Consider the following 22,868-nt stretch of genomic DNA (forward strand, 5'->3'; position numbering starts at 1 on the left):
GTGGCGGCGACCGGCTCGGGGGCGGGGGCGGTGTCCGCGGCCGCCCGGGCCTCCGAGGCCGCCGCCGCCTTCTTCGCGCGGTTCTTGAGGATCAGCATCGAGGTCAGGCCCACCAGGACCGCGAGGACCAGGCCCAGCCAGGAGAAGCGCTTCAGCCACGCCTCGGCGACCACGCCGACCGAGTAGATGACGGCCGTGGTGCCGCCCGCCCACAGGATGCCGCCGAAGACGTTGGCGATGGCGAACTTCCAGTACGGCATGCGCAGCACACCGGCGAGCGGGCCCGCGAAGATCCGCAGCAGGGCCACGAACCGCCCGAAGAAGACGGCCCACATGCCCCACTTCTCGAACGACCGCTCGGCCATGGCGATGTTGGCCTCGCCGAAGTGCTTGGGGAACTTCCCGCCCAGCCAGGCCAGCAGGGGCCGGCCGCCCTTGCGGCCGATGGCGTAGCCGATCGAGTCGCCGATGATCGCGCCGGCGGTGGCGCACGCGCCCAGGACCCACGGGTTGATGTCACCGTGCTGGGAGGCCAGCAGCGCCGAGCTGACGAGGACGATCTCACCCGGCAGCGGGATGCCGAGGCTCTCGAGCCCAATCACCACCCCCACCAGGATGTAGATGCTGACCGCGGGCACGGTCTCGAGCCACTCCTGGACGTGCAAAGCCGGTTCCTCCGTCGTCGTCTCGGTGCTGCCCGGCGTGCGGCCGCGCACGCCGGGCAGCCTACCCGGTCACACCGGGAGGACCCGAGCCCGAGCGGTGAGCAGCAGCTCGCGCGAGGAGGTGCCGAGCCGGACGGTCCGGGTGCCGGTGCCGAGGACCCAGGCGTGGCGCTCGGGGTCCCAGCAGGACAGCGTCCGGGCGGCGATCGGCACGGAGACGTGGCGGACCTGGCCCGGCCGCAGCTCGATGCGCCGGTAGCCGGCCAGGACGCGGACCGGCTGGTCGAGCGCCAGGTCCGGCGACGGCCCGGCGTACAGCTGGGCGACGGTGACGCCGGTGCGCCGGCCGGTGTTGCGGACGGTGAAGCGGGCGGTGAGGCCGCCGTCCCGGGCCGGGGTCACGACGAGGCCGGCGTACGCGAAGGTGGTGTACGACAGGCCGTGCCCGAAGGGGAACAGCGGCTCGACGCCCTCCGCGTCGTACCAGCGGTGGCCGGTGCGGACGCCCTCGGAGTACTCCTGGACGCCGCCGGTGCCGGGGTAGCGGCGCGGGTCGCCGGCGCCGGGGTGGCGGGTGTCGGAGGCCGGGAAGGTCTGGGTGAGCCGGCCGCCGGGGTCGGTGTCCCCGAAGAGCACCTCGGCGGTCGCGGCGGCGCCCTCCTGGCCGGGGTAGTACATCTGGAGCACGGCGCCGGTGCGGTCGAGCCACGGCATGGTGACGGCCGACGAGGTGTTGAGGACGACGGTCGTACGGGGGTTGGCGGCGGTCACCGCGTCGATGAGCGCCTCCTGGTGCCCGGGCAGGGCGAGGGTGGTGCGGTCGCGGCCCTCGGCGGCGTCCTCGTAGGCGAAGAGCACCACGCTGTGGGCGGCACGGGCGGCGCGTACCGCTTCGGCGACGTCCGCCGCGCGGGTGGCGGCGGTGATGCGGCGCAGCCGGAACAGCTGCCCCTGGGCGCCGCCGTCGGCGGTGACGCGCAGGGTGTGCCGGCCGGCGGTGAGGCGGAGGGTGCGGCGGCGGACCTTCAGGCCGTCGGGGGCGGTGGAGACCAGGCCGAAGCCCGCGAAGAGTTCGGTCTCGCGGTCCTGGAGGGCGAAGAGTTCGGTGCCGTCGACGTAGACCTTGGGGCGCGTGCCGCCGTAGTGGACGACGAAGGTCCACTCGTCGGGGCGGTCGAGGGTGAGCGTCCCCTCGTAGGTGTAGGTCCGGCCGGGGCGGACGCGCTGTCCTTCGAGGTGGGCGCCGCGCACGGGGAGGGGCTTGCCGTACAGGTCCTCGCCCAGGGCGTGGGTGACCGTCGCGCCCTCGCCCGCGCGGGCGGTGATGACGTCCAGCGGGGCGGCGGCCCGGTCGGGGACGACGTGGGCGCTGCCGCCGCCGCCGGCGAAGGGGACGTACGCGGTCGGTCCGATGACGGCGAGGGAGCGGGCGGCGGGCCCGGTGAGCGGCAGCGTGGCGCGCTCGTTGCGCAGCAGGGTGGCGCCGGCGACGGCGACCCGGTGGGCGACGCGCGCCCCGGCCTCGCGGTCGCGGGCGGCGGGGCGGGCGGGCGCGGTGCCGTCGAGGAGCCCGAAGCGGCCCATGACGGTGAGGATGCGGCGTACGGAGCGGTCGACGGCGTCCTCGCCGACGGTGCCGTCCCGCACGGCGCGCCGGAGGGGGTCGCCGAACCAGCGGCCGGCGGGCATCTCCATGTCGAGGCCCGCGGTGAGGGACGGGACGGTGCTGTGGGTGGCGTCCCAGTCGCTCATCACCCAGCCGTCGAAGCCCCACTGTCCGCGCAGGACGCCGGTGAGGAGGTCCGGGTTCTCGCAGGCGTGGCGGCCGTCGACCTTGTTGTACGCGCCCATCACCGCTCCGGTGCCGGCGGCGACGGCGGCCTCGAAGCCGCGCAGTTCCGTCTCGTGGAGGGCCTGTTCGCCGATCCGTACGTCGACGGTGGTGCGGTCCTTCTCCTGGTTGTTCAGCGCGAAGTGCTTGACGGTGGCGATCAGGCCCTCGTCCTGGATGCCGCGGATCTCCTCGGCGACGAGGTCGGCGGTGAGGAGCGGGTCCTCGCTGAACGTCTCGAAGTTCCGGCCGGCGTAGGGGGTGCGGATCAGGTTGACCATGGGCGAGAGCAGGACGTCCTGGCCGAGCGCCCGGCCCTCGTGGCCGATGACCCGGCCGTACTCGCGGGCGAGGGCCGGGTCGAAGGCGCTCGCCAGCATCACGGGGGCGGGCAGGGCGGTGGCACGGGCCCGGACGCGCACGCCGGCGGGGCCGTCGGCGAGCCGCAGCGGCGGGATGCCGAGCCTCGGTACGCCGGGGATCCAGCCGGCCTGGCCGAGGCTGCGGGGGTCCTTGGCGCCGTGCAGGAAGGTGAGCTTCTCGTCGAGGGTGAGCCGCGCGAGCAGGTCGTCGACCCGGCCGGCGGTGACGGGGGGCGCGGCGGCGGACGGCGCGGCGGCGTGGGCCGGTGCGGACGGGGGGCCGGTGGTGGAGGCTGCGGCGGCGGCCGCTCCGGTGAGGAGGCGGAGGGTGGCCCGGCGGGTGACTTTTCGTGACATAGCCGCACTATGCGGGTGTGACGGGGCGTCACGTGCGACGTGCCGCCGGACACGGCCGCCCCCGCACCCGAAGAGGGGTGCGGGGGCGGCCTCCACGCGCGCGTCCGACCACGCGCGCGTGCGACTGGGCGGCACCGGCCGGGCGGCCGGGCGGCGGCGGTCAGGAGTGGGGGCGCAGGGTCCAGATGATGGTCATCTCGCCCGTCACGGCACCGTCCTCGCGGGTGATCGCGATGTTGACCGGGAACTCGGGGCGCTGACCGGCGTCCAGCTCGGCGACGACCTCCGCCTTGGTGCGGCCGAGCGTGGCGGTGGCGGTGACGGGGCCCATCGCGAGCTTCTTGTAGCCGATCTGCGCCGTGACGGCGAGCGGCACGGCCCGGTGCATCTGGTCGCCGAACGCGCCGATGACGATGGCGCCGCTGGCGGATTCGCCCAGCGTGAACATGGCACCCGCGTGCGGGCCGCCGACGTGGTTGTGGAAGGCGCCCTGGTCGGGGAGGCGGAGCACGGCCCGCTCGGCGGTCGCCTCGACGACCTCCAGGTTCAGGGTCTTGGCCATGGGGACGGTGGCCAGCAGCATGTCGCCGATGTTCGGCTGGGTCTCGGACATGCCCCGAAGTTACCAGGCAGTAGCAATCGCGGGAAGGTGTCCGGGAGCATGACGGCGGCGCATGTCAGGGGCATGGTCGTGGGGGCGGGCGTGGCACCCGTCACCCCGCCCCTCTATGGTTACTCGCCATGTGGCCAGGACAGCAGCCGCCCGGGGGCGAGCAGAACCCGCAGGACCAGAACCCGTACCAGCAGCCGGGGTACCAGCAGCCCAACCCGTACCAGCAGCCCGGTACGCCACCGCCGCCGCCGAGCGCTCCGCCGCAGCAGCCCGGATACGGCTATCCGCAGCAGCCCGGCCAGCACCCCACGTACCAGCAGCCCAACCCGTACCAGCAGACGACCGTGCAGCAGTACGGCATGCCCGGCCCGCCCGTGCCGCCGCCGCGCGGCGACGACGACAGGAAGAAGACGACCGTCGTCGCGATCGTCGCGGCGACCGCCGTGGTCGTGGCCGCCGGTGTCACCGGTTTCCTGGTGCTGAAGGACGACGACCCTAAGACGAACGCCGGCGGGGACCCCAAGCCCACGCAGAGCACGTCGAAGCCGGTCGAGCCCGCCCCCGCGCCGACGGGCAACCCGCGCGACGGCTCCGGCGCGGCCAAGCCCACCGTCCCGGGCTGGAAGGTCGTCTTCAACCCGAAGCGCAGCGCCCAGTTCGACGTGCCGGCCGACTGGGAGGTCATCGGCGCGGGCACCAGCGTCGGCTTCGAGGACGAGAAGAAGGGCGACGGCACCTCCGTCGTCGTGATGTCCGCCCCGGCCGAGTACAAGAGCAAGTGGTGCGTCGAGGACGCCGACAAGGACGGCCGCAAGGAGGAGCACGGCCTGGCCGTGGTCGGTACCAAGGGCGGCCAGGGCGCCAAGAGCACCGCCGAGGCGGCCTACAACGAGGCGGGCAACTGGGTGTGGGCGGGCTACGCCCAGACCGAGCCCAAGGGCACCGTCAAGGTCACCAAGGCCGTTCCGTACACCACCACCTCCGGGCTGACCGGACACGTCGCCACGGCGACCGCCCGCAACACCAAGAAGGAGAGCAAGTGCGACACGGACGGCAAGTCCATCGCCTTCTCCTTCAAGAACGGCGAGGGTGAGTACGTCAGCTGGGTCATGTACGCCAACACCGGCATCCCGGACGAGCTGGACGACGCGACCATCCAGAAGATCCTGGCGACGGTACGGCTGTCCGGGGCCGGTTCCTGACCGGCCCGCACCGAAACCGGTTTGGCACGGGGGCGCGCGGCCGGGGATAGTCCCCTGGTGAGTACTCCCGTGCCCGCGCCCCGGAGGCGCCCGAGTCCCCGGCGCCCCGAGTGGGCCGGACGCAACTACGTCCTGCTGACCGCCGCCGCGATCGTCACCAACCTCGGCACCCACGGCGCCCTGATCGCGGCGGCGTTCGCGGTGCTGGAGGCGGGCGGTGACGGCGGCGACGTCGGCCTGGTCGCCGCTGCCCGCACCCTGCCCCTGGTGCTGTTCCTGCTCATAGGCGGGGCGGTGGCCGACCGGCTCCCCCGCCACCGGGTCATGGTCGCGGCCAACGCCCTCAACTGCGTCTCCCAGGCGGTGTTCGCCGTCCTCGTGCTGGCCGGCGACCCGCAGCTGTGGCAGATGATGCTGCTCACCGCCCTGTGCGGCACCGGACAGGCGTTCTTCAGCCCGGCCGCCGAGGGCATGCTGATGTCCAGCGTCAGCGGCGAACAGGCCAGCCGCGCCTTCGCGCTGTTCCGGATGGCCATGAACGGCGCGGGCATCGGCGGAGCCGCGCTGGGCGGCGCGATGATCGCCGCCTTCGGCCCCGGGTGGGTGCTCGCCATCGACGCGGCGGCGTTCGCCGTGGCGGGCGGGCTGCGCGCCTTCCTCGACGTCGGCCACATCCGCGAGCGGGAGCCCGGCGGCGGGCTGCTGGCCGATCTGCGGGAGGGCTGGCAGGAGTTCTCCGGGCGCCCCTGGCTCTGGGCGATCGTCGCGCAGTTCTCGGTCGTGGTGGCCGTGGTCGGCGCCGCAGAGTCGGTGTACGGGCCGCTGGTCGCCGAGGAGCGGCTGGGCGGGGCGCGGCCCTGGGGCCTGGCGCTCGCGGCGTTCGGCGTCGGCACGGTCGGCGGGGCGCTGCTGGCGATGCGCTGGAAGCCGCGCCGGCTGCTCCTGGTCGGCACGGTGTGCGTCTTCCCGCTGGCGCTGCCGTCGGCCGCGCTGGCCGTGCCGCTCCCGGTCGGCGGGCTGATCGCGGCCATGTTCGTCTGCGGCGTCTCGCTGGAGATCTTCGGGGTCGCGTGGATGACCGCGCTGCACCAGGAGATCCCGGAGGAGAAGCTGTCGCGGGTCTCGGCGTACGACTGGTTCGGCTCGACCGCCATGCTGCCGCTGTCGACGGCGCTGGCCGGGCCGGCGGAGAGCGTGTTCGGACGGTCGCAGGCCCTGTGGGGGTGCGCGGCCCTGGTGGTGCTGGTCACGGCGCTGGTGCTGCTGGTGCCGGACGTACGGCAGTTGAGGCGGCGTACCAAGGAGGTCACCGCGCAGGCGGCCGTGCCGGTGGCGTCATCCGATGCCGAAGGCCCCGCCGGGCGGCTCGGGTGACGCGACGGCGTCCTCGTCGCGCACCGGCCGCGCGTCGCCCGTGAAGCGGGCCAGCGACGCACCGTGCTCCACGCGCGCGGGGAAGGCGTCGGCGGCCGCCCGCCGCGCCAGGCGGGCGGTGTCGATCTCCCGGTGCGAGGCGACGAGCACGGCGTTGCCGAACCGCCGGCCGCGCAGCACGGCGGGCTCGGCGACCAGCGCGAGGTGCGCGAACACGGCGGCGAAGGTGGCCAGCTGGGAGCGGAGGAACGTGAACGGCGCCCCGTCCGCCAGGTTCGCCACGTAGGTCCCGCCCGGCCGCAGCACCCGCTCGGCGGCCCGCGCGTACGCGAGGGACGTCAGGTGGGCGGGCACCCGCGACCCGCCGAAGACGTCCGCGACCAGCACGTCGGCCGAGCGCTCCGGCGCCGCCTCCAGCCACGCCCGGGCGTCCGCGCCGTGCACGGTGATCCCGCTGCCGGGCGGCAGCGGCAGGTGCTCCGCCACGAGCGCGATGAGGCCCCGGTCGGCCTCGACGACGTCCTGCCGGGAGCCGGGCCGGGTGACGGCCAGCCGGCGGGGCAGGGTGAGCGCCCCGCCGCCCAGGTGCAGCACGTCGAGCGGCTCGCCGTCGGGCGCCGCGCAGTCCACGGCGTGGGCCAGCCGGCGGGCGTACTCGAACTCCAGGTGCACCGGGTCGTCGAGGTCGACGTACGACTGGGGCGCCCCGTCGACCGTCAGCAGCCACGCCCGGTCGCGGTCCACGTCGGGCATCAGCTTGGCGGTGCCGTGGTCGACCTCGCGCAGGACGGGCAGCGGCTCGGGCGGGAGGTGGTTCACCGCCCCATTGTGCCCGTACGACGCGGTGCCGTACGACGGCCGCGGTCCCCCCGCGCGGGCGGGTGCGGCCGGCGACGCGGCCCGGCCGCCCGCCCCACCGGAGGGCGTTCCGGTGGGGCGGGCGGCGGCGGTCGTCACAGCACCTCGGTCACCGTCCCGGCGCCCACCGTGCGGCCGCCCTCGCGGATCGCGAAGCCGAGCCCCGGCTCCAGCGGGACGGCACGGCCCAGCTCGACCGTCATGGTGACCGTGTCGCCGGGGCGGGCCACGCCCGCCTCGCCGAGGTCCACGTCCCCGACGACGTCGGCGGTGCGGATGTGGAACTGCGGCCGGTAGCCGGTCGACAGGGGCGTGGCGCGGCCGCCCTCGCGCGCGGACAGGACGTGCACCCGCGCGGCGAAGCGCCGGCGCGGCCCGACACTGCCGGGGGCCGCGACGACGTGGCCCCGCCGGACCGCGTCGCGCGGCACCCCGCGCAGCAGCAGCGCCACGTTGTCGCCCGCCTGGGCGGACTCCATCGGCCTGCCGAAGGTCTCCACCCCGGTGACGACCGTCTCCGTGTCCGCGCCCAGCACCTCCACGCGGTCGCCGGCCCGGACCGTCCCGCGCTCGACGGCGCCGGTGACGACCGTGCCGCGGCCGGTGATGGTCAGCACGTTCTCCACGGGCAGCAGGAACGGCGCGTCCACGTACCGCACGGGCATCGGCACATAGGTGTCCACCGCGTCGAGCAGCGCCTCGACGGCGCCGGTCCAGCGCGGGTCGCCCTCCAGGGCCCGGAGACCCGAGACCCGGACGACGGGGACGGCGTCGCCTCCGTAGCCGTGCGCGGTGAGCAGCTCGCGCACCTCCAGCTCCACCAGGTCGGCGAGCACGGCGTCCTCGCCGCCCTCGACCGCGTCGGCCTTGTTGAGGGCGACGACGATGTGGTCGACGCCGACCTGGCGGGCGAGCAGGACGTGTTCGGCGGTCTGCGGCATGATCCCGTCGAGCGCGGAGACGACGAGGATCGCCCCGTCGAGCTGCGCCGCGCCGGTGACCATGTTCTTGACGTAGTCGGCGTGCCCGGGCAGGTCGACGTGCGCGTAGTGGCGGGTGTCGGTCTCGTACTCGACGTGCGCGATGTCGATGGTGATACCGCGCCGGGCCTCCTCGGGCGCCCGGTCGATCCGGTCGAACGGCACGAACGTGCCGGTCCCGCGCTCGCTGAGCACTTTGGTGATGGCGGCGGTGAGCGTGGTCTTGCCGTGGTCGACGTGACCCATGGTGCCGATGTTGAGGTGCGGCTTGGTCCGCACGTATGCCGTCTTGGACATGACTGCCGGCGGTTCCTTCCCGGAACTCGAAGCGTTGAGGGGACCCCACGGCCTGGCCGACCCTCCCCCTGCGGGGTCCGCCGGACGATCCGGGAAGGGTCAGCCTCGGGCGCCGTCGAGGATCGGGAGCGCCGGGGCGACGTCAGCCTTCGGCGCGTCCGCGACTGCGGACGACGCTGCGGGGAAGGCGTACCGGAACATGTGCTGATCATCGCCGGGACGGGCGCGCGCGTCGACCGATTTTCGGCGTGCCCGGGGCGGGTGGTGGTGATGTGGCCGCCGGGGCTCTTGTGGCCCGTATGAGGCGGACGTTACGGCGATCACGGCGGCCCGTCGGTTAGTCTCCCCGGATGCTCGACCCCGTCACCAGGCCCCAGGCCGGTCTCGCCGTCCGCTGCTCCCGCGCCCTTCTGTCGCCGTGGTCGCGGCTGTCGTTGCTCCTCGTCGTCCTCGCGTCGGCGGCGGTGACGGTGGTCCTCTACGAGCCGCAGCGGCTGCTGTCGGCGGGATGGCCGCCGCAGGTCGGCGGCGCCGGCGCGGTGGTGCTGTTCGCGCTGGCGTACGGGTTGTGCACCGCCGCCTTCGTGCCGCGGCCGATCCTGAACCTGGCGGCCGGGGCGCTGTTCGGGTCGCAGGCGGGGCTGGCGGCGGCGGTGGCCGGGACGGTGCTGGGCGCCGGTATCGCGTTCACGCTCGGCCGGCTGCTGGGGCAGGACGCGCTGCGGCCGCTGGTGCGGGGGCGCTGGCTGAAGGCGGCGGACGGCCAGTTGAGCCGGCACGGGTTCCGTTCGATGCTCGCGGTCCGGCTGTTCCCGGGGGTGCCGTTCGCCGCCGCCAACTACTGCGCCGCGGTGTCGCGCATGGGGTACCTGCCGTTCCTGCTCGCGACGGCGATCGGGTCCGTACCGAACACGGCGGCCTATGTGATCGCCGGGAGCGAGGCGGCGTCGCCCACCTCGCCCGCCTTCCTGTTCGCGATGGGGTTCATCGTGCTGAGCGGGCTGGGCGCGGCGGTGGTCGCCTGGTGCAAGCGCCACCGCCTGCGCAGCCGGCCGGAGGCGTAGCGGCCGGCCGGAGGCGTAGCGGCCGGCCGGGGGTATGGCGGCCGACCGGGGGCGCGGTCGCGTGAGGCGAGTCCCTACAGCGCTTCGAGGATCATGGCGTTCGCCAGGCCGCCGGCCTCGCACATCGTCTGCAGCCCGTAGCGGGCCCCTCGCTCGCGCATGGCGTGCACGAGCGTGGTCGTCAGCCGGGTGCCGCTGGCGCCCAGCGGATGCCCGAGAGCGATGGCGCCGCCGTGGACGTTGACCCGGTCGAGGTCGGCGCCGGTCTCCTGCTGCCAGGCGAGGACCACGGCGGCGAAGGCCTCGTTGACCTCGAAGAGGTCGATGTCGTCGAGCCGGAGGCCGGCCCTGCGCAGCACCTTCTCGGTCGCGGGGATGACACCGGTCAGCATCAGCAGCGGGTCGGAGCCGGTGACGGCGAAGCTGTGCAGCCGGGCGAGCGGGCGCAGACCGAGCTGCCGGGCGGTGTCGCCGGACATGATCAGCACGGCCGACGCCCCGTCGTTGACGGGGCTGGCGTTGCCGGCGGTGACGGACCAGTCGATCTGCGGGAACCGTTCGGCGAAGACCGGGTCGTGGTAGGCGGGCCGCAGGCCGGCGAGTACGCCGGTGGTGGTCCCGGGCCGGACGCACTCGTCGCGCGTCAGCTGCCCCAGGGGCGCCACCTCCGCGTCGAACAGACCGTCCGCCCAGCTGCGGGCGGCGCGCCGGTGCGACATGACCGCGTACTCGTCCATCGCCGTGCGGCCGATGGACCACTTGGCGGCGATCAGTTCGGCACTGATGCCCTGCGGCACGAGGCCCTCCGGGTAGCGGGCGGCGACGCCGGGGCCGAAGGGGTCGGCGCCGGGCGGCACGTTCGACCACATGGGGACGCGGCTCATCGACTCGACCCCGCACGCGACGACGATGTCGTACGCGCCCGACAGCACGCCCTGCGCCGCGAAGTGCGTCGCCTGCTGGGAGGAGCCGCACTGGCGGTCGACGGTGGTGGCGGGCACCGACTCGGGCAGCCCGGCGCCGAGCCAGGCGTACCGCGTGGTGTTCATGGCCTGCTCGCCGACCTGGTCGACGCAGCCGCCGATGACGTCGTCGACGAGTGCGGGGGCGATCCCGCTGCGCTCGACGAGGGTGCGGAGGGTGTGGGACAGCAGCTCGACGGGGTGGGTTCCGGCCAGGGCTCCGTTCTGCTTGCCCTTGCCGATGGGGGTCCGGACGGCCTCGACGATGACGGCGTCACGCATGGGTGCGGCTCCTCTTTCGCGGGAGACGGGCGAGGGAGTGGAGTGAGTTGGAAAACTGGACCTTCACTCGTGGGTAACATAACGGAGTGGGTTGGGAAATCCAACCCTCACTTCTAGGCTGGCCACGGAACCACCCGGACCCGGAGCTCCGGGAAGGAAGGACGCCGCATGAAGGACGCCCGGCCCTGCTCGATCGCCGACACCCTGGCGCTCGTCGGGGAGAAGTACGCGCTGCTGGTGCTGCGCGAGGTGTTCCTGGGCGTACGCCGCTTCGACCGGATCGCCCGCAACACCGGCGCCCCCCGCGACGTCCTCACCGCCCGCCTCCGCCGCCTCGTGGACGCGGGGATCCTGGAGAAGGTGGCCTACAGCGAGCGCCCGCGGCGCTTCGAGTACCGCCCCACCGACGCGGGGCGCGACCTGCACCCGGTCCTGCTCACGCTGATGGCCTGGGGCGACCGGCACCTCACCGACGAGCCCCCGACCGTGATCGAACACTCCTGCGGCGCCACGCTGCGCCCGGTCGTGGTCTGCGGGTGCTGCGGCGAGGAGGCCCGCGGCGACACCCTGACCCCGCACGTGCGGGCTCCCGGCTGGACGACCGCGGGGCCGGTCGGGGCCTGAGACCGGTTCATTCACCTGAGGGCTGTACGCTGCGCACCGACCGGCCGTCGATCAACGGCCGCCCCCCATTGACCGCACGAGCACCTTCGGGACGGCCGTAGCCCCATGAATTGGTTCGAATCACTCATCCTCGGGCTCGTCCAGGGGCTGACGGAGTTCCTCCCCATTTCATCCAGCGCGCACCTGCGCCTCACCGCGGCCTTCGCGGGCTGGCACGACCCCGGCGCGGCCTTCACGGCGATCACGCAGATCGGCACGGAGACGGCCGTCCTCATCTACTTCCGCAAGGACATCGCACGGATCGTCTCCGCATGGTTCCGGTCGCTGCGGGACAAGGCGATGCGGAGCGACCACGACGCCCAGATGGGCTGGCTGGTCATCGTCGGGTCCATCCCGATCGGTGTGCTGGGCGTCACCCTCAAGGACCACATCGAGGGCCCGTTCCGGGACCTGCGCCTGATCGCCACGACCCTGATCGTGATGGGCATCGTCCTCGGCATCGCGGACCGGCTGGCGGCCCGTGTGGAGGAGGGCGGCCGGCACCGCGCCGCCCCCGAGCGCAAGACCCTCAAGGACCTGGGGGTCAGGGACGGCCTGATCTTCGGCATGTGCCAGGCGATGGCCCTGATCCCCGGCGTGTCCCGGTCCGGGGCGACGATCAGCGGCGGCCTGCTGATGAGCTACACCCGCGAGGCGGCGGCCCGCTACTCGTTCCTCCTCGCCATCCCCGCGGTCCTGGCCTCCGGACTCTTCGAGCTCAAGGACGCCACCGAGGGCGGACACGTGTCCTGGGGTCCGACGATCTTCGCCACGGTCATCGCCTTCGGCGTCGGCTACGCGGTCATCGCCTGGTTCATGAAGTTCATCACCACCAAGAGCTTCATGCCGTTCGTGATCTACCGCATCCTGCTCGGCCTGGTGCTGTTCGCCCTCGTCGGGCTGGGAGTCCTCAGCCCCCACGCCGGCGAGTCGGGCGGCTGACCCGCCCCGGCCCCGGCCACCCGGCCCCTGCGCCGGCGGGCCCGGGACGCCCCCGGAGTGCCCGCCACGCCCCCGGCCGGCGCCCGGCGACGAGACGTCGCCCACATGTGCCGCGCCGGGGGAGCTTCGTCACAAAGCACCCTCAGAAGTAGCCGGACCCCCCGGCCCTCTGCCTACGCTGGGTGCCATGACCAGTTCCCCCGCCGACCTGCCCACCCCGGACGCCGAGGCCCTCAACGCCGCGATCCGTGAGTTGTGGGTGCGCGCGGGCGGCCGGCTCTCCCCGGACGAGCAGCGGATCTACAGCGCCCTGGTGCTCCAGTACGCCCGGACGTCGCAGCAGGGAGACATCGCCGAAGCCGCCTAGGGCGTACATCCCGCCTACGGGATCCCGCGCAGTGCTGCGGTGGTCCTGGTGACGGAGTCGTAGGTACGCGCCCCGGTGAACATGCCGTTCCAGGGGAGGCCGAGGGCGGGCGGGAGAAGGTCCTCCGCCCAGTCGCCGCTCTTCGCCCGGGTCCGGCCCAAGGTGATGTGCGGCACCCAGCGTCCCGGTGCGTGCAGAGGGTTGCCCCCTTCTCCGCCCCGGGGGTGCAGGACGTCCCACACGGCGCGGTGCAGATCCAGCAGCCCAGGACCGGGCACGACGCGCCAGGCCAGCACCCGGGTCCGTCCGGTGAAGCGGAGCGTGCCCGTGAGGCACAGGGGCAGGGGCAGGACGCCCGTCGCGGCCTCCAGCCGCCGCCGCGCGTCCCCCGGCAGCTCGTCCGCCGCCGCCAGCGTCAGGTGGGGGCGGTTCGTCCCGTGGCGGTGACCGTCCAGGCTGGGCAGCCCCCGGGCGGCGAGCGCCCTCCAGACCTCCCGCACCACGCCTTCGGTGGCCGGGTCGGGCAGCAGTTCCACGGTGTGCACCCGCAGCAGCGTAGGCCCGGGATGCGGGGTGCGCCCGCCCGGGCGAGGCTGGACGCCGAACGGCGGGACGACGGGACCGCGCCACCGGCAGAGGAGCACCCGCCATGGGGACGATCACCTTGCACGCCGCCGGTCCGGCGTCGCCGGACACGGTCTGGCAGCGCTACGCACTCCTCGACGAGTGGCCGCGGTGGGCGCCGCACATCAGGGCCGTGCACGCGGACGGCCGCGCGCTGGTGGCGGGGCTGGAGGGCAGCGTCGCCTCGGTCGCGGGCATCCGCGCCGCCTTCGTGGTCGAGAGCGTCGACCACGACCGCCGGGAATGGACCTGGCGCGTCCGCTCGGGGCCGCTCCGGCTCCGGCTGCACCACGGCGTACAGACCCACCCGAAGGGCAGCGCGACCCGGCTCACGATGCGGGGCCCGCTCCCCGTCCTGGCCGCCTACGCCCCGCTCGCCCGCCTCGCCCTCGGCCGGCTCGTCCGGACCTGAGCCCGGCCGACGCCCCCGTCACCCGACCGGCGCGCGCCGCTTCCTCCGTACGACCGTGCCGGACAGCGCGCCCGGCACCCGGCGCCGCACATCCTGACGTGCGCGCGCCACCGCCCCCTTGCCGATGGCTCCGGTCTCCACGAGGCTCCCGTGGGAAGGCTCCCCGTGGAAGCAGGCCCGGAGCCCGATCCGGCAGTGCGCCGGCCGTCCGCCGGGACCGGCCGCCGCAGACAGGGGGTTACATGTCCGAACCCGCCGACGACACCTTCGTCACGGACCGGTTGGAGCCGTACACGTGGTCGAACGAGGAGACCGCGGCGTACGAGGCGGCCGTCGAGGCGGTGAACGGCGCCGTCGGGGCGTACAGCGCCGTCATCGCCGCGGAGGAGCGCAGACCGGCCCCGGACCGGGCGGTCGTCGAGGAGGCCCGGGCGGCGCGGGCGCGGCTGGCCCGCGAACGGAGGGCCCTGAGGCCGACCGACCACCGGCAGATCGCCGCCGCCCGCGCGCACTACGCGCGACTGGCGCGGGACGTGACGGCGGGCGGCGCGTGACCGGCCCCGTCACCCCGGAGCGCTACCGGCTGCCGGAGGAGGAGAACCGGCGCATCTTCCACGAGGAGATCGTCCCGGAGCTGCTGGAGGGGCCCGCCGTCCAGGAGCGGCCGACGGTCGTCTTCCTGGTCGGCCCGCCCGGCGCGGGCAAGAGCCGGGTCGCGCACGCGCTGGCCGACGTGCTGGACCGGCGGGGCGGCTTCGTGGACGTCGACAGCGACCTCTACAAGCCCTACCACCCCGCCTACGCCGAGCTGTTGGCGCGGGACGACTCCCTCATGGCCGCCTGCACCCGCGCCGACGGCCGGGCCTGGATGGCCCGGGCCGAGGAGTACGTACGCACGCACCGCGTGCATGCCGTCATTCAGGACACCTCCCAGAACGCCCGGTCCACGGAGGACAGGATGCGGGCGCACCGCCGGGCGGGAGCGCGTGTCGAGGCGCTGTTCCTGGGAGTCCCGCGGGCGATGAGCAACCAGGGCATCGTCGGCCGGTACTTCGAGCAGCTCGCCGACCGGGGCCAGGGGCGGCTGACCGTCCAGGCGAACGCCGACGAGTCCTACGCCGGCATCCTGGAGCTCGCCGAGCGAGTCGACCGGGGCGCCCTGGCCGACCTGGCCGTCGTCCACCGCCACGGCGAGAGCCGCCCCCGGTACCGCAACGTCCTGGACGCCACCGGCCGCTGGACCGACCCCCCACGGCTCCGCCGGGCACTCGAGCAGGAACGCAGCCGTCCCTGGACCCCGGAAGAGAGCGCGGGCTTCGTCGCCACCCAGGTGCGGCTGCGCGCACTGGGCGTCCCGTACGGTGCCGAGTGGCGCACCCGTCTGGCGCGGATCGAACGGCAGGCCGGCCTCCTGCTGGCACCGGGCGACGCCCGACGGCTCGACGTGCCGGGCCCCTGACGGCGGCCGCACCCGTCGAGCGCGGTGGCGCGTTGGTGCGGCGCGTCGGCACGCTCGACCGTGGGTCCCCCGCAGTCGGCGGGGTGTCCGTCAGTCGAAGAGGTCCAGGAGATCCGTCCGGGAGCCCGCGTCGCCGGCGGGGCGCGACCGCATCGGGCGCGGTTCCGGGTACGTCTCCGTCGCGGCCCGCGCGCGGACGGCGTCGGCCCCGCCGCACGCCTCGACGGCGAAGTCGCCGAAGACCCCGGCGAACGCGCCCGGGTCGCGGAACTCCACGCCGAACGCCCGGCCGTCCCACAGTGGCACCCACACCACCCGGACGGCCCGTGGCCATCGGAGCACCGGCTGGTCGTCCGCGGTGGACCGTCCCTCCAGCCACAGCCGCGCCACGTGCAGCAGGTTCACGCTCTCCATCGGCAGCCGCTTGCGCCCCACGCGCAGTTCCACCGGCGTCAACTCGACGCGCCGGTCCTTGTTCGGGTACCAGGCGACGCCGATCCCGAACGGCACGTACAGCACGATCCCGATCAGGGGCCATGCCACGGCGTCGCCCCACGACCGGATCAGCCCGCCGTCCAGCAGATACAGGGTTCCGAACACCAGGACCCACTTCGCCGTCATCCGCCAGAATCCGCTGCCCTGCCGGTACAGGACCCTTCGCTTCCCCGTGTTCGCCATGCCCGCACGCTATCCGCCGCCCCCGGCCCGCCGTGAACGGCCCTCACGCTCGCGGGGTGCCTGCGGCGGAGGGGCCGCACTCCTGACCCGCGCCCCGTCCCCCCGGGCATGCGCGGGGGCCGCCGGCAGGGGGGGGTGACCGGCGGCCCGGTGCCCGGTCCTCCGTCCCGGGCGCGCAGGACGAGCCTCCCGCGCCGACGGGCCCGGCGCGAGGGCACGCGGCGCATATATGCACGCACTCCTTTCACACCCCGTGTGAACCGGGGCCCGCAGCACCGGCCGGCGACCGCCGGACACGGCCCGCTCGTGCTGCGATCACCCGCCGTGCGGGGCACGCTGGTCCCATGGCTTGGCAGGCACCCGTCGTCGTCCACCGCCCCTCCCCCGGCGGCGGGCGGCGCGTCACGATACGCGGGCAGATCGCGGGGCTCGCGCACAACGACGCGGACCTCGTGGAGTTCCTGCGCCGCGCCGGGCTGGACGAGGCCGACATCTCGCTGGACGACCCGCACCTCGTCGAGTGGCGCGGCGGCCGCGCCCACCACTGGGAAGCGGCCTGACGGGCACGCGCGGGACGGGCGTGCAGGGCTCTTGGCCCCGGGCGTCCGCTGCCCGACACTGAGGCGATGACGCAGCGCGTGGACCTCGCGACCTTGCTGGACCGGCTCGCCATCGACGAACTGATCACCCGGTACGCGGTGGCCCTGGACGACTCCGACTGGGCGGCCTACCGGGAGCTGTTCACGGCGGACGGCCGGGCCGACTACCGGGACGCGGGCGGCGTCGCCGGCCGGCCCGGTGAGGTGGCGGACTGGCTGGCGGCGGCCATGCGGCCGTTCCCCGTGCGCCAGCACCTCATCGTGAACCGGCGCGTGACGATCGAGGACCTCGGCGGCTACCCGGGCGACACCGCCGAGGCGCTGGCCGACTACCTGAACCCGATGCGCCCCGGGGCGGGGGATGACGTCGTCTCCGGCGGACGGTACGCCTTCGCACTGGCGCGGACGGACGACGGCTGGCGGCTGCGCACCGTGGTGGTGCACGAGAGGTGGCGACGCGCCCGAGGCGTACTGTCGGCGGAATGAGCGCCTCCCGCACACTGGAGGCATCAGGAGGGGCCCACTGCGCGAGGAGGCGCGGGATGCGGATCGCGGTCGGCCGGCGGGGCGGCGCGGGGCGGCTGCCGGTGCCCCCGCGGCGGCGGGCCGCGGGAGTGTCGTGGTGGCGGGGTGCGGGGACGTCCCCGTGGTGGCGGGGTGCGGCCGCGGTGGCGGCGGGGGCGCTGCCCGCGTTCGCGTTCCCCGCGCCGTCGCTGTGGTGGTGGGCGTACGTGGCGCTGGTGCCGTGGATGCTGCTCATCCGTACGGCCCCCACCGGGCGCCGTGCGGCGCTCGACGGGTGGCTGGGCGGCATCGGTTTCATGCTGGCCGTCCACCACTGGCTGATGCCGAGCCTGCACGTGTTCATCGTGCTCCTGGCCGCGCTGCTCGGCGCGTTGTGGGCGCCGTGGGGTCCGCTGGTGCGGCTGATGCTGGCCGGGGCGCCGTCACGCGCGCGTGCCTGGGCCGCGCTCGCGGTCGTGCCGTCGGGCTGGCTGATGGTGGAACTGGTGCGGTCCTGGGAGGGGTTGGGCGGGCCCTGGGGGCTGCTGGGGGCCAGTCAGTGGCAGGTGCCGGCCGTGCTGCGGGTGGCGTCGCTGGGCGGCGTGTGGCTGGTGACGCTGCTCGTGGTGGCGGTCAACACCGCGGTGGTCCTGCTGGTGTCGGTGCGCGCCCTGCGGGTGCAGGCGGTGGCGGGGGTCGCGGTGTGCGCGCTCGCCGTCGGGGCGGCGGCGTGGTGGGCGTCGGCCCCCCGGACGTCGGGTCAGGTCCGGGTCGCGGTCGTCCAGCCGGGCGTCATCGACGGGGCGGGCGGGGCGGAGCGGCGGTTCGCGCGGGGCGAGGAGCTGACGAGGGGGCTGGCCGGGCGGGCGGACGTGGACCTGGTGGTGTGGGGCGAGAGCAGTGTCGGTACGGACCTGACGGCACGGCCCGAGTACACCGCCCGGCTCTCTGCGCTGTCGCGGCAGGTCGGCGCCGAGGTGCTGGTCAACGTGGACGCGCGCCGCGCGGACCGGCCCGGGATCTACAAGAGCAGCGTCCTGGTGGGCCCCCGGGGCACCACCGGTGACCGGTACGACAAGATGCGGCTGGTGCCGTTCGGCGAGTACGTCCCCTTCCGCTCGGTGCTGGGCTGGGCCACCTCGGTCGGCAAGGCCGCGCAGGAGGACCGCAGGCGCGGGGACCGGCCGGTGGTGATGACGGTCGGGGAGGCGCCCGGGCAGCGGGGGCTGCGGCTGGGCCCGCTGGTCTGCTTCGAGTCGGCGTTCCCGGACATGAGCCGGCACCTCGTGCGCGGCGGCGCGCAGCTGCTGGTGGCGCAGTCGGCGACGTCGACGTTCCAGGACAGCTGGGCGCCCGGGCAGCACGCCTCGCTGGCGGCGCTGCGGGCGGCCGAGACGGGCCGGCCGGTGGTGCACGCGACGCTGACCGGCGTGAGCGCGGTGTACGGCCCGGACGGCGGCAGGGTCGGTGCCCCGCTCGGTACGGACCGCAGCGGGGCCGCGGTGTACGAGGTCCCCCTGGCCGGCGCGACAACCCCTTATGTGCGGTTCGGCGACTGGGCGGTGTACGCGGCGCTGGCGGTACTGGCCGGGCTGGGCGCGGTGGGGACCGTCCGGGCGGTCAGGCGGCGGCCTGCTCCAGGCACTCCCGTACCACCCGCTCGCACAGCTCGTGGGTCGCGAGTGCGTCCCGGGCGCTGAGCGTCCTTCCGGCGCGTACGTCGTCGAGGAAGGCGTGCACGGCCTGTTCGATGCCGCGCTGGCGGGCGACCGGCACCCAGTCGCCGCGCCGCCGGACGCTGGGCTGGCCCTTGTGGTCGATGATGTCGGCGAGGTTGAGGACCTGGCGCTTGGTGTCCTGTCCGGACACTTCGAGGATCTCCTCGGTGGAGCCGTTCATCCGGTTCATCATGCCGATGGCGGTGAAGCCGTCGCCGGACAGCTGGAGCACGACGTGGTGCAGCAGGCCGTCGCGGATCCGGGCCCGTACGTCGGTGTGCTCGATCTGGCCGGGCAGCAGGAAGCGCAGGGTGTCGACGACGTGGATGAAGTCGTCCAGGACCAGGGTGCGGGGGTCCTCGGGCAGTCCGACCCGGTTCTTCTGCATGAGGATGAGCTCACGCGGGTGGTCCAGGCACTGCGCGTAGGCGGGGGCGAGGCGGCGGTTGAAACCGACCGCGAGGCCGGTGCCGCGCCGCTCGGCCAGCTCCACCAGGCGGCGGGATTCGTCGAGTTCGTACGCCAGCGGCTTGTCGACGTACGTCGGGACGCCCGCCTCCAGCAGCCGGGTGACGATCTCGGCGTGCACGGACGTCGGGGCGTGCACGAAGGCGGCGTCGAGGCCGGCCGCGAGCAGCGAGTCGAGGTCGGTGTGGCGCCGGCCGGCGGGCACGTGGTAGGTCCCGGCGACCCGGTCGAGGGTGGCCGGGGTGCGCGTCTGGAGGTGCAGTTCGGCGTTCGGGACGGTGGCGAGCACCGGCAGGTAGGCCTTCTGCGCGATGTCGCCGAGTCCGATGCAGCCGATCTTCACAGTGCTCTCCCTATCGCCGTGCGCGCCTGTCGTCGTGCTCCTGCGCCTGGTCAGAATACGTGTGCTGGGGCGGCCTCCAGTCGGCGATGCCGTCGAAGGTGCGCAGCGCGAGGCCGGGGCCGAAGCGGGAGAGGGTCATCAGGGCTTCCCGGAGGGCGACGGCCGGTGCGCCCTTGAGCGCCACCAGGCGGGCGACGCGGGCGGAGGCGCGGACGATGCCGGTGGTGCGGTGCACCCGCGCGGCGGAGTACGCGGCGAGCCCGGCGCCCGGGTCGCCGTGCGGCGGCAGGTGGTGGGCGAGGACGACACCGTCCTCGATCGCCTGGTTGCCGCCCTGTCCGAGGGTGGGCGCCATGGGGTGGGCGGCGTCGCCGAGGATCGCGGTCCGGCCGCGGTGGAAGGCGGGCAGCGGGGTGGTGAGGTGGCGGACGTCGTGCCGCAGGACCTGGTCGGGGGCGACCGCGCCGATGATGGCGGGGACCGGGTGGTGCCAGGTCCCGAAGCGGCGCAGCAGTTCGGCCCGTTCGTCGTCCGGGGCGGCGCCGCCGGCGGGGGCGGCGGCGGCCGCGTAGGCGTAGACGCGGCCGTCCTTGAGGGGCTGGGTGCCCCACAGGGCTCCGCGGCCCCAGGTCTCGTGCGGGGCGAAGGGCCGGTCGGGGGCGGGGATGACGACGCGCCAGGTGGTGAGGCCCGCGTAGGAGGGTGCGGGGTGGCCGGGGAACAGGGCGGGGCGGACGCCCGAGTTGATGCCGTCGGCTCCGATCACGAGGTCGGCCCGGATGTCGCCGTCCGGGGTCGTGACGACGGCACGGCGGCCCCCGGCGGCGGCGCCCGGGTCGGCGAGTGCGGCGGGAGTTCCGGTACGGACGGTGCCGTCCGGCAGGCGGGCGGCGAGGGCGTCGATGAGCACGGCCCGGTGGACCGGCACCATCAGGTCGCCGAACCGGTCGGCGGCGGCCTGTGCGCTCGTACGGGCGAGCCAGCGGCCGCTCGGCGTGCGCATCCCGCCGTCGCCCTGCCAGGTGGCGAGGGCACGGATCTCGTCGCCGACACCGATGACGTCCAGGGCCCGCAGGGCGTTGGGGGCGAGGCCGATGCCGGCGCCGACCGGCTGGAGCGACGCGGCGCGTTCGAGGACGGTGACGCGCCACCCGCGGGCGTGCAGGGCCGCGGCTGCGGTGAGGCCGCCGATCCCGCTGCCAATGACGACGGCGTGGGGGGTGGCGGCGGTCGGGGTGTCCATGGCTCCTCCGGGAGGCCGGGTACTACACCTGTAGTGTCCTCTGCACCGTACTACGGATGTAGTGCGGACGGTAGATTGGCCCCATGACCGCACGCGCCGACCTGATCGCCGACGCCGCCCTGGCCCTGCTCGCCGAACGAGGCATGCGCGGGCTCACCCACCGCGCCGTGGACGAGGCCGCGGGACTCCCCCAGGGCTCGACGTCGAACTACGCCCGCACCCGGCAGGCGCTGCTGGAGACTGCGGTCCGGCGGCTGGCGGACCGGGAGGCGCAGGTCCTGTTCGTCGACGGGATGCCGGCGCCACCCGCCGGCGGGACCGAGCCGGACGGCCCGGGCGGGGACGGGGCGGACGGTCCGGGCGGGGACGGTGCGGACGGTCCCGGGGGGCCGGGCGGTCCCGGGGGTCCGGGGGCTCCGGGCGGTGGCGTCGGGCCCGGTGGGATGGACGGTCTGCTGGACGCCCTGTCACTGGCGCTGCACCGCTACCTGACCGACCACCGCGAACTGCTCGTCGCCCGCTACGAGCTGGGCCTCGAAGCCACCCGCCGCCCGGAGCTGCGGGCCTTCTACGACGAGACGGGCCGCCGGTTCCGGGAGCCGCTGACCCACCTGATGAGGGCGGCGGGCTCGACCCGGCCGGAACGGCACACGCTCTCCCTGGTGGCGTGGTGCGAGGGGCTGATGTTCTCCTGCGCGGTGGGGTCGTTCCACTCGTCCGTACCGAGCCCGGAGGAACTTCGCACCGGCTTCGGCGAGTTGCTCGCCGGCATGCTCGGCGGCCCACCGGACACCGGGAACTGATCACCGGCCGGCCCGCCCCTCACCCGTGCGGGCCAACATCCGCCGGTGGGGATGCCCAACGGGCCGGTGACCGGCGAGAGTTGCGGGGTGCATCGAACCAGAATCACAGCGAGGGTCCTGGCCACCATGGCCGTGGCGGCCGTCTCCGGCTGCGTGGCGGTGGACGCGGGCCCCGCTCCCGCGCCGGCCGCCCCGGGGCCGAGCCGCCCGGCCGAGCAGGACGTGGCGCCGCAGATCGTCGAGGGCCCCGCCCGGGAGGCGCTGGAAGCCGCACTGCCGCCACCCGCCGCCGAGCCCGACCCGCGCACCCCCTCCCGGGCGGTGCCCGACCGCGCCCCCGCCTCCGCGCCCCCGGCCGCCCCCCGCTCCGCCCCGCCCGCCGCCCGACCGCCCCGGCTGCCGTCACCGGACGAGCCGAGGGACCGGCTCCCCCGCGTCCGCCCTCCAGCCGTACCGTCCCTTCCGGTCACGGGCACCGTCCCCGACGTGTGCGCGCTCGGGCGCAGCCACGGCGGCTGGGACCCCGGCAGCCGCGAGGCCCGGCTCTGCAAGGAGGCCTACGGCCACTGACGCCCGAGGTGCGGGCCCCGCGCGCGAGCGGGGCCCGCGGGCCCGCGCGGCGCGGGGTCACTCGGTGGCGAGGTGCTCCGCGAGGCGGGCGATGGCGGCGCGGACGCCGGCACCGTACCGATCGTCGTCGAGGGTGTGCGAGGCGGCACGGGCCCGGTCCAGGTGGATCCGCGCGGCGTCCGGGCGCCGCAGCTTGACGTAGTCGGCCGCGAGGTTGAGGTGCAGCGAGGGGTAAAGGGCCCGCATACCGGCGTGGTCACCGCCCCCGGCTCCTTCCGCGGCGGCCAGAGCCCGCAGGTCCCAGGCCAGCTCGTCGTAGGGGTCGTCCTGGGCGTCGGCCATGCAGTGCGCCAGCGTGCAGCGCTGCACCGGGTCGCCCTCCGCCCCGAGCTGCTCCCACAAGCGGCCGAACCGGTTGCGGGCCTCCTCCCGGTCGCCTCCGTGGAGCAGCATCATCGTCTGCCCGATCCTGGTCAGGACGGCGTCCTCCGACGCGTCCGACGCGTCCTGCTGCTGCTCGCGCACTGCGGCCTCCACTCGTCCGTCGGCGACCCGGCACCGGGCCGGTGAAGGCCGGGGGCCGGTGTTCCGACGCTATCCGCAGTCACCCGCATCCCCGCTCAGGCCG

General features: G+C 74.9%; 25 protein-coding genes. 14 read left to right on the forward strand and 11 right to left on the reverse strand.

The genetic code is table 11. The annotated features are described in order from the left end of the window. From A4V12_RS09570 to A4V12_RS09580, 3 genes are all read right to left on the reverse strand, one after another. Positions 1-665: DedA family protein (locus A4V12_RS09570; RefSeq protein WP_064068838.1), on the reverse strand; the 665-nt coding region annotated here is incomplete at its 3' end. A 69-nt stretch (positions 666-734) separates the two neighbouring features. Further along, complete coding sequence (locus A4V12_RS09575) at positions 735-3,215, reverse strand: beta-glucosidase family protein (RefSeq protein WP_064068839.1); 2,481 nt, start codon at positions 3,213-3,215, stop codon at positions 735-737. A 160-nt stretch (positions 3,216-3,375) separates the two neighbouring features. After that, complete coding sequence (locus A4V12_RS09580) at positions 3,376-3,828, reverse strand: DUF4442 domain-containing protein (RefSeq protein WP_064068840.1); 453 nt, start codon at positions 3,826-3,828, stop codon at positions 3,376-3,378. A gap of 128 nt (positions 3,829-3,956) precedes the next feature. On the opposite strand from A4V12_RS09580, the gene A4V12_RS09585 reads away from it, so the two are divergent. Together A4V12_RS09585 and A4V12_RS09590 are read left to right on the forward strand one after the other, a co-directional pair. Then, positions 3,957-5,030, forward strand: a complete 1,074-nt coding sequence (locus A4V12_RS09585) for a hypothetical protein (protein ID WP_064068841.1) — start codon at positions 3,957-3,959, stop codon at positions 5,028-5,030. 57 nt (positions 5,031-5,087) lie between these two features. Further along, on the forward strand, positions 5,088-6,404 hold the full coding sequence (locus tag A4V12_RS09590) for an MFS transporter (RefSeq protein WP_064068842.1): 1,317 nt from the start codon (positions 5,088-5,090) through the stop codon (positions 6,402-6,404). Here the strand turns inward: A4V12_RS09590 and A4V12_RS09595 are convergent. Together A4V12_RS09595 and tuf are read right to left on the reverse strand one after the other, a co-directional pair. Continuing rightward, complete coding sequence (locus tag A4V12_RS09595) at positions 6,366-7,157, reverse strand: spermidine synthase (protein ID WP_064069001.1); 792 nt, start codon at positions 7,155-7,157, stop codon at positions 6,366-6,368. The two genes, A4V12_RS09590 and A4V12_RS09595, sit on opposite strands and share 39 nt — an antisense overlap. A 200-nt stretch (positions 7,158-7,357) precedes the next feature. Continuing rightward, positions 7,358-8,539 (reverse strand): elongation factor Tu, encoded by a 1,182-nt coding sequence (tuf, locus tag A4V12_RS09600; protein WP_064068843.1) that lies wholly within the window; start codon positions 8,537-8,539, stop codon positions 7,358-7,360. Between the two features lie 350 nt (positions 8,540-8,889). Here tuf and A4V12_RS09605 point away from each other — a divergent pair, with 350 nt between their 5' ends. Continuing rightward, on the forward strand, positions 8,890-9,603 hold the full coding sequence (locus A4V12_RS09605) for a TVP38/TMEM64 family protein (RefSeq protein ID WP_064068844.1): 714 nt from the start codon (positions 8,890-8,892) through the stop codon (positions 9,601-9,603). Between the two features lie 74 nt (positions 9,604-9,677). On the opposite strand, the gene A4V12_RS09610 is transcribed toward A4V12_RS09605, so the two are convergent. Next, positions 9,678-10,847, reverse strand: a complete 1,170-nt coding sequence (locus A4V12_RS09610) for a thiolase family protein (RefSeq protein ID WP_064068845.1) — start codon at positions 10,845-10,847, stop codon at positions 9,678-9,680. 168 nt (positions 10,848-11,015) lie between these two features. On the opposite strand from A4V12_RS09610, the gene A4V12_RS09615 reads away from it, so the two are divergent. From A4V12_RS09615 to A4V12_RS09625, 3 genes are all read left to right on the forward strand, one after another. Next, positions 11,016-11,471 carry a winged helix-turn-helix transcriptional regulator gene (locus A4V12_RS09615; protein ID WP_064068846.1) on the forward strand — a complete coding sequence of 152 codons (456 nt, stop codon included), beginning with the start codon at positions 11,016-11,018 and terminating at the stop codon, positions 11,469-11,471. A gap of 105 nt (positions 11,472-11,576) precedes the next feature. Further along, the gene (locus A4V12_RS09620) at positions 11,577-12,452 is read left to right on the forward strand and encodes an undecaprenyl-diphosphate phosphatase (protein WP_064068847.1); all 876 of its coding nucleotides are present in this window, start codon (positions 11,577-11,579) and stop codon (positions 12,450-12,452) included. Positions 12,453-12,639: 187 nt separating this feature from the next. Further along, a complete protein-coding gene (locus A4V12_RS09625; protein ID WP_064068848.1) occupies positions 12,640-12,819 on the forward strand; it encodes a hypothetical protein in 180 nt (59 codons plus the stop codon). Between the two features lie 14 nt (positions 12,820-12,833). Here A4V12_RS09625 and A4V12_RS09630 read toward each other — a convergent pair whose 3' ends face one another. Beyond that, on the reverse strand, positions 12,834-13,364 hold the full coding sequence (locus tag A4V12_RS09630) for a 2'-5' RNA ligase family protein (RefSeq protein WP_064069002.1): 531 nt from the start codon (positions 13,362-13,364) through the stop codon (positions 12,834-12,836). Positions 13,365-13,468: 104 nt separating this feature from the next. On the opposite strand from A4V12_RS09630, the gene A4V12_RS09635 reads away from it, so the two are divergent. From A4V12_RS09635 to A4V12_RS38470, 3 genes are all read left to right on the forward strand, one after another. Then, positions 13,469-13,855, forward strand: a complete 387-nt coding sequence (locus A4V12_RS09635) for an SRPBCC family protein (protein ID WP_064068849.1) — start codon at positions 13,469-13,471, stop codon at positions 13,853-13,855. A 242-nt stretch (positions 13,856-14,097) separates the two neighbouring features. Next, positions 14,098-14,409 (forward strand): hypothetical protein, encoded by a 312-nt coding sequence (locus A4V12_RS37980; protein WP_064068850.1) that lies wholly within the window; start codon positions 14,098-14,100, stop codon positions 14,407-14,409. Beyond that, on the forward strand, positions 14,406-15,314 hold the full coding sequence (locus A4V12_RS38470) for a zeta toxin family protein (RefSeq protein ID WP_064068851.1): 909 nt from the start codon (positions 14,406-14,408) through the stop codon (positions 15,312-15,314). Before A4V12_RS37980 ends, A4V12_RS38470 begins: the two co-directional genes overlap by 4 nt. Before the next feature lie 90 nt (positions 15,315-15,404). On the opposite strand, the gene A4V12_RS38475 is transcribed toward A4V12_RS38470, so the two are convergent. Continuing rightward, complete coding sequence (locus tag A4V12_RS38475; protein WP_064068852.1) at positions 15,405-15,992, reverse strand: hypothetical protein; 588 nt, start codon at positions 15,990-15,992, stop codon at positions 15,405-15,407. Between the two features lie 344 nt (positions 15,993-16,336). Between A4V12_RS38475 and A4V12_RS09655 the strand changes: the two genes are divergently transcribed. The 3 genes from A4V12_RS09655 (at position 16,337) to lnt (ending at position 18,795) form a co-directional block, all read left to right on the forward strand. Continuing rightward, positions 16,337-16,552 carry a hypothetical protein gene (locus A4V12_RS09655; protein WP_064068853.1) on the forward strand — a complete coding sequence of 72 codons (216 nt, stop codon included), beginning with the start codon at positions 16,337-16,339 and terminating at the stop codon, positions 16,550-16,552. A gap of 66 nt (positions 16,553-16,618) precedes the next feature. Further along, entirely contained in the window at positions 16,619-17,077 is a 459-nt protein-coding gene (locus A4V12_RS09660) for a nuclear transport factor 2 family protein (protein ID WP_199831249.1), read from the forward strand. Between the two features lie 56 nt (positions 17,078-17,133). Continuing rightward, on the forward strand, positions 17,134-18,795 hold the full coding sequence (gene lnt / locus A4V12_RS09665; RefSeq protein ID WP_079136939.1) for an apolipoprotein N-acyltransferase: 1,662 nt from the start codon (positions 17,134-17,136) through the stop codon (positions 18,793-18,795). Here the strand turns inward: lnt and A4V12_RS09670 are convergent. Next, positions 18,716-19,624 carry a Gfo/Idh/MocA family protein gene (locus A4V12_RS09670; RefSeq protein ID WP_064068854.1) on the reverse strand — a complete coding sequence of 303 codons (909 nt, stop codon included), beginning with the start codon at positions 19,622-19,624 and terminating at the stop codon, positions 18,716-18,718. The two genes, lnt and A4V12_RS09670, sit on opposite strands and share 80 nt — an antisense overlap. A 10-nt stretch (positions 19,625-19,634) precedes the next feature. Then, positions 19,635-20,867 (reverse strand): FAD-dependent monooxygenase, encoded by a 1,233-nt coding sequence (locus tag A4V12_RS09675; RefSeq protein WP_064068855.1) that lies wholly within the window; start codon positions 20,865-20,867, stop codon positions 19,635-19,637. Positions 20,868-20,950: 83 nt separating this feature from the next. On the opposite strand from A4V12_RS09675, the gene A4V12_RS09680 reads away from it, so the two are divergent. Then, complete coding sequence (locus tag A4V12_RS09680; protein WP_064068856.1) at positions 20,951-21,670, forward strand: TetR/AcrR family transcriptional regulator; 720 nt, start codon at positions 20,951-20,953, stop codon at positions 21,668-21,670. A gap of 87 nt (positions 21,671-21,757) precedes the next feature. Further along, positions 21,758-22,240 (forward strand): hypothetical protein, encoded by a 483-nt coding sequence (locus tag A4V12_RS09685; RefSeq protein ID WP_079136960.1) that lies wholly within the window; start codon positions 21,758-21,760, stop codon positions 22,238-22,240. 57 nt (positions 22,241-22,297) lie between these two features. Here the strand turns inward: A4V12_RS09685 and A4V12_RS09690 are convergent, their stop codons facing one another. Continuing rightward, a complete protein-coding gene (locus tag A4V12_RS09690) occupies positions 22,298-22,696 on the reverse strand; it encodes a hypothetical protein (protein ID WP_064069005.1) in 399 nt (132 codons plus the stop codon). Positions 22,697-22,868 lie beyond the last annotated feature (172 nt).

The organism is Streptomyces noursei, from assembly GCF_001646665.1.
Classification (GTDB): domain Bacteria; phylum Actinomycetota; class Actinomycetes; order Streptomycetales; family Streptomycetaceae; genus Streptomyces; species Streptomyces lavendulocolor.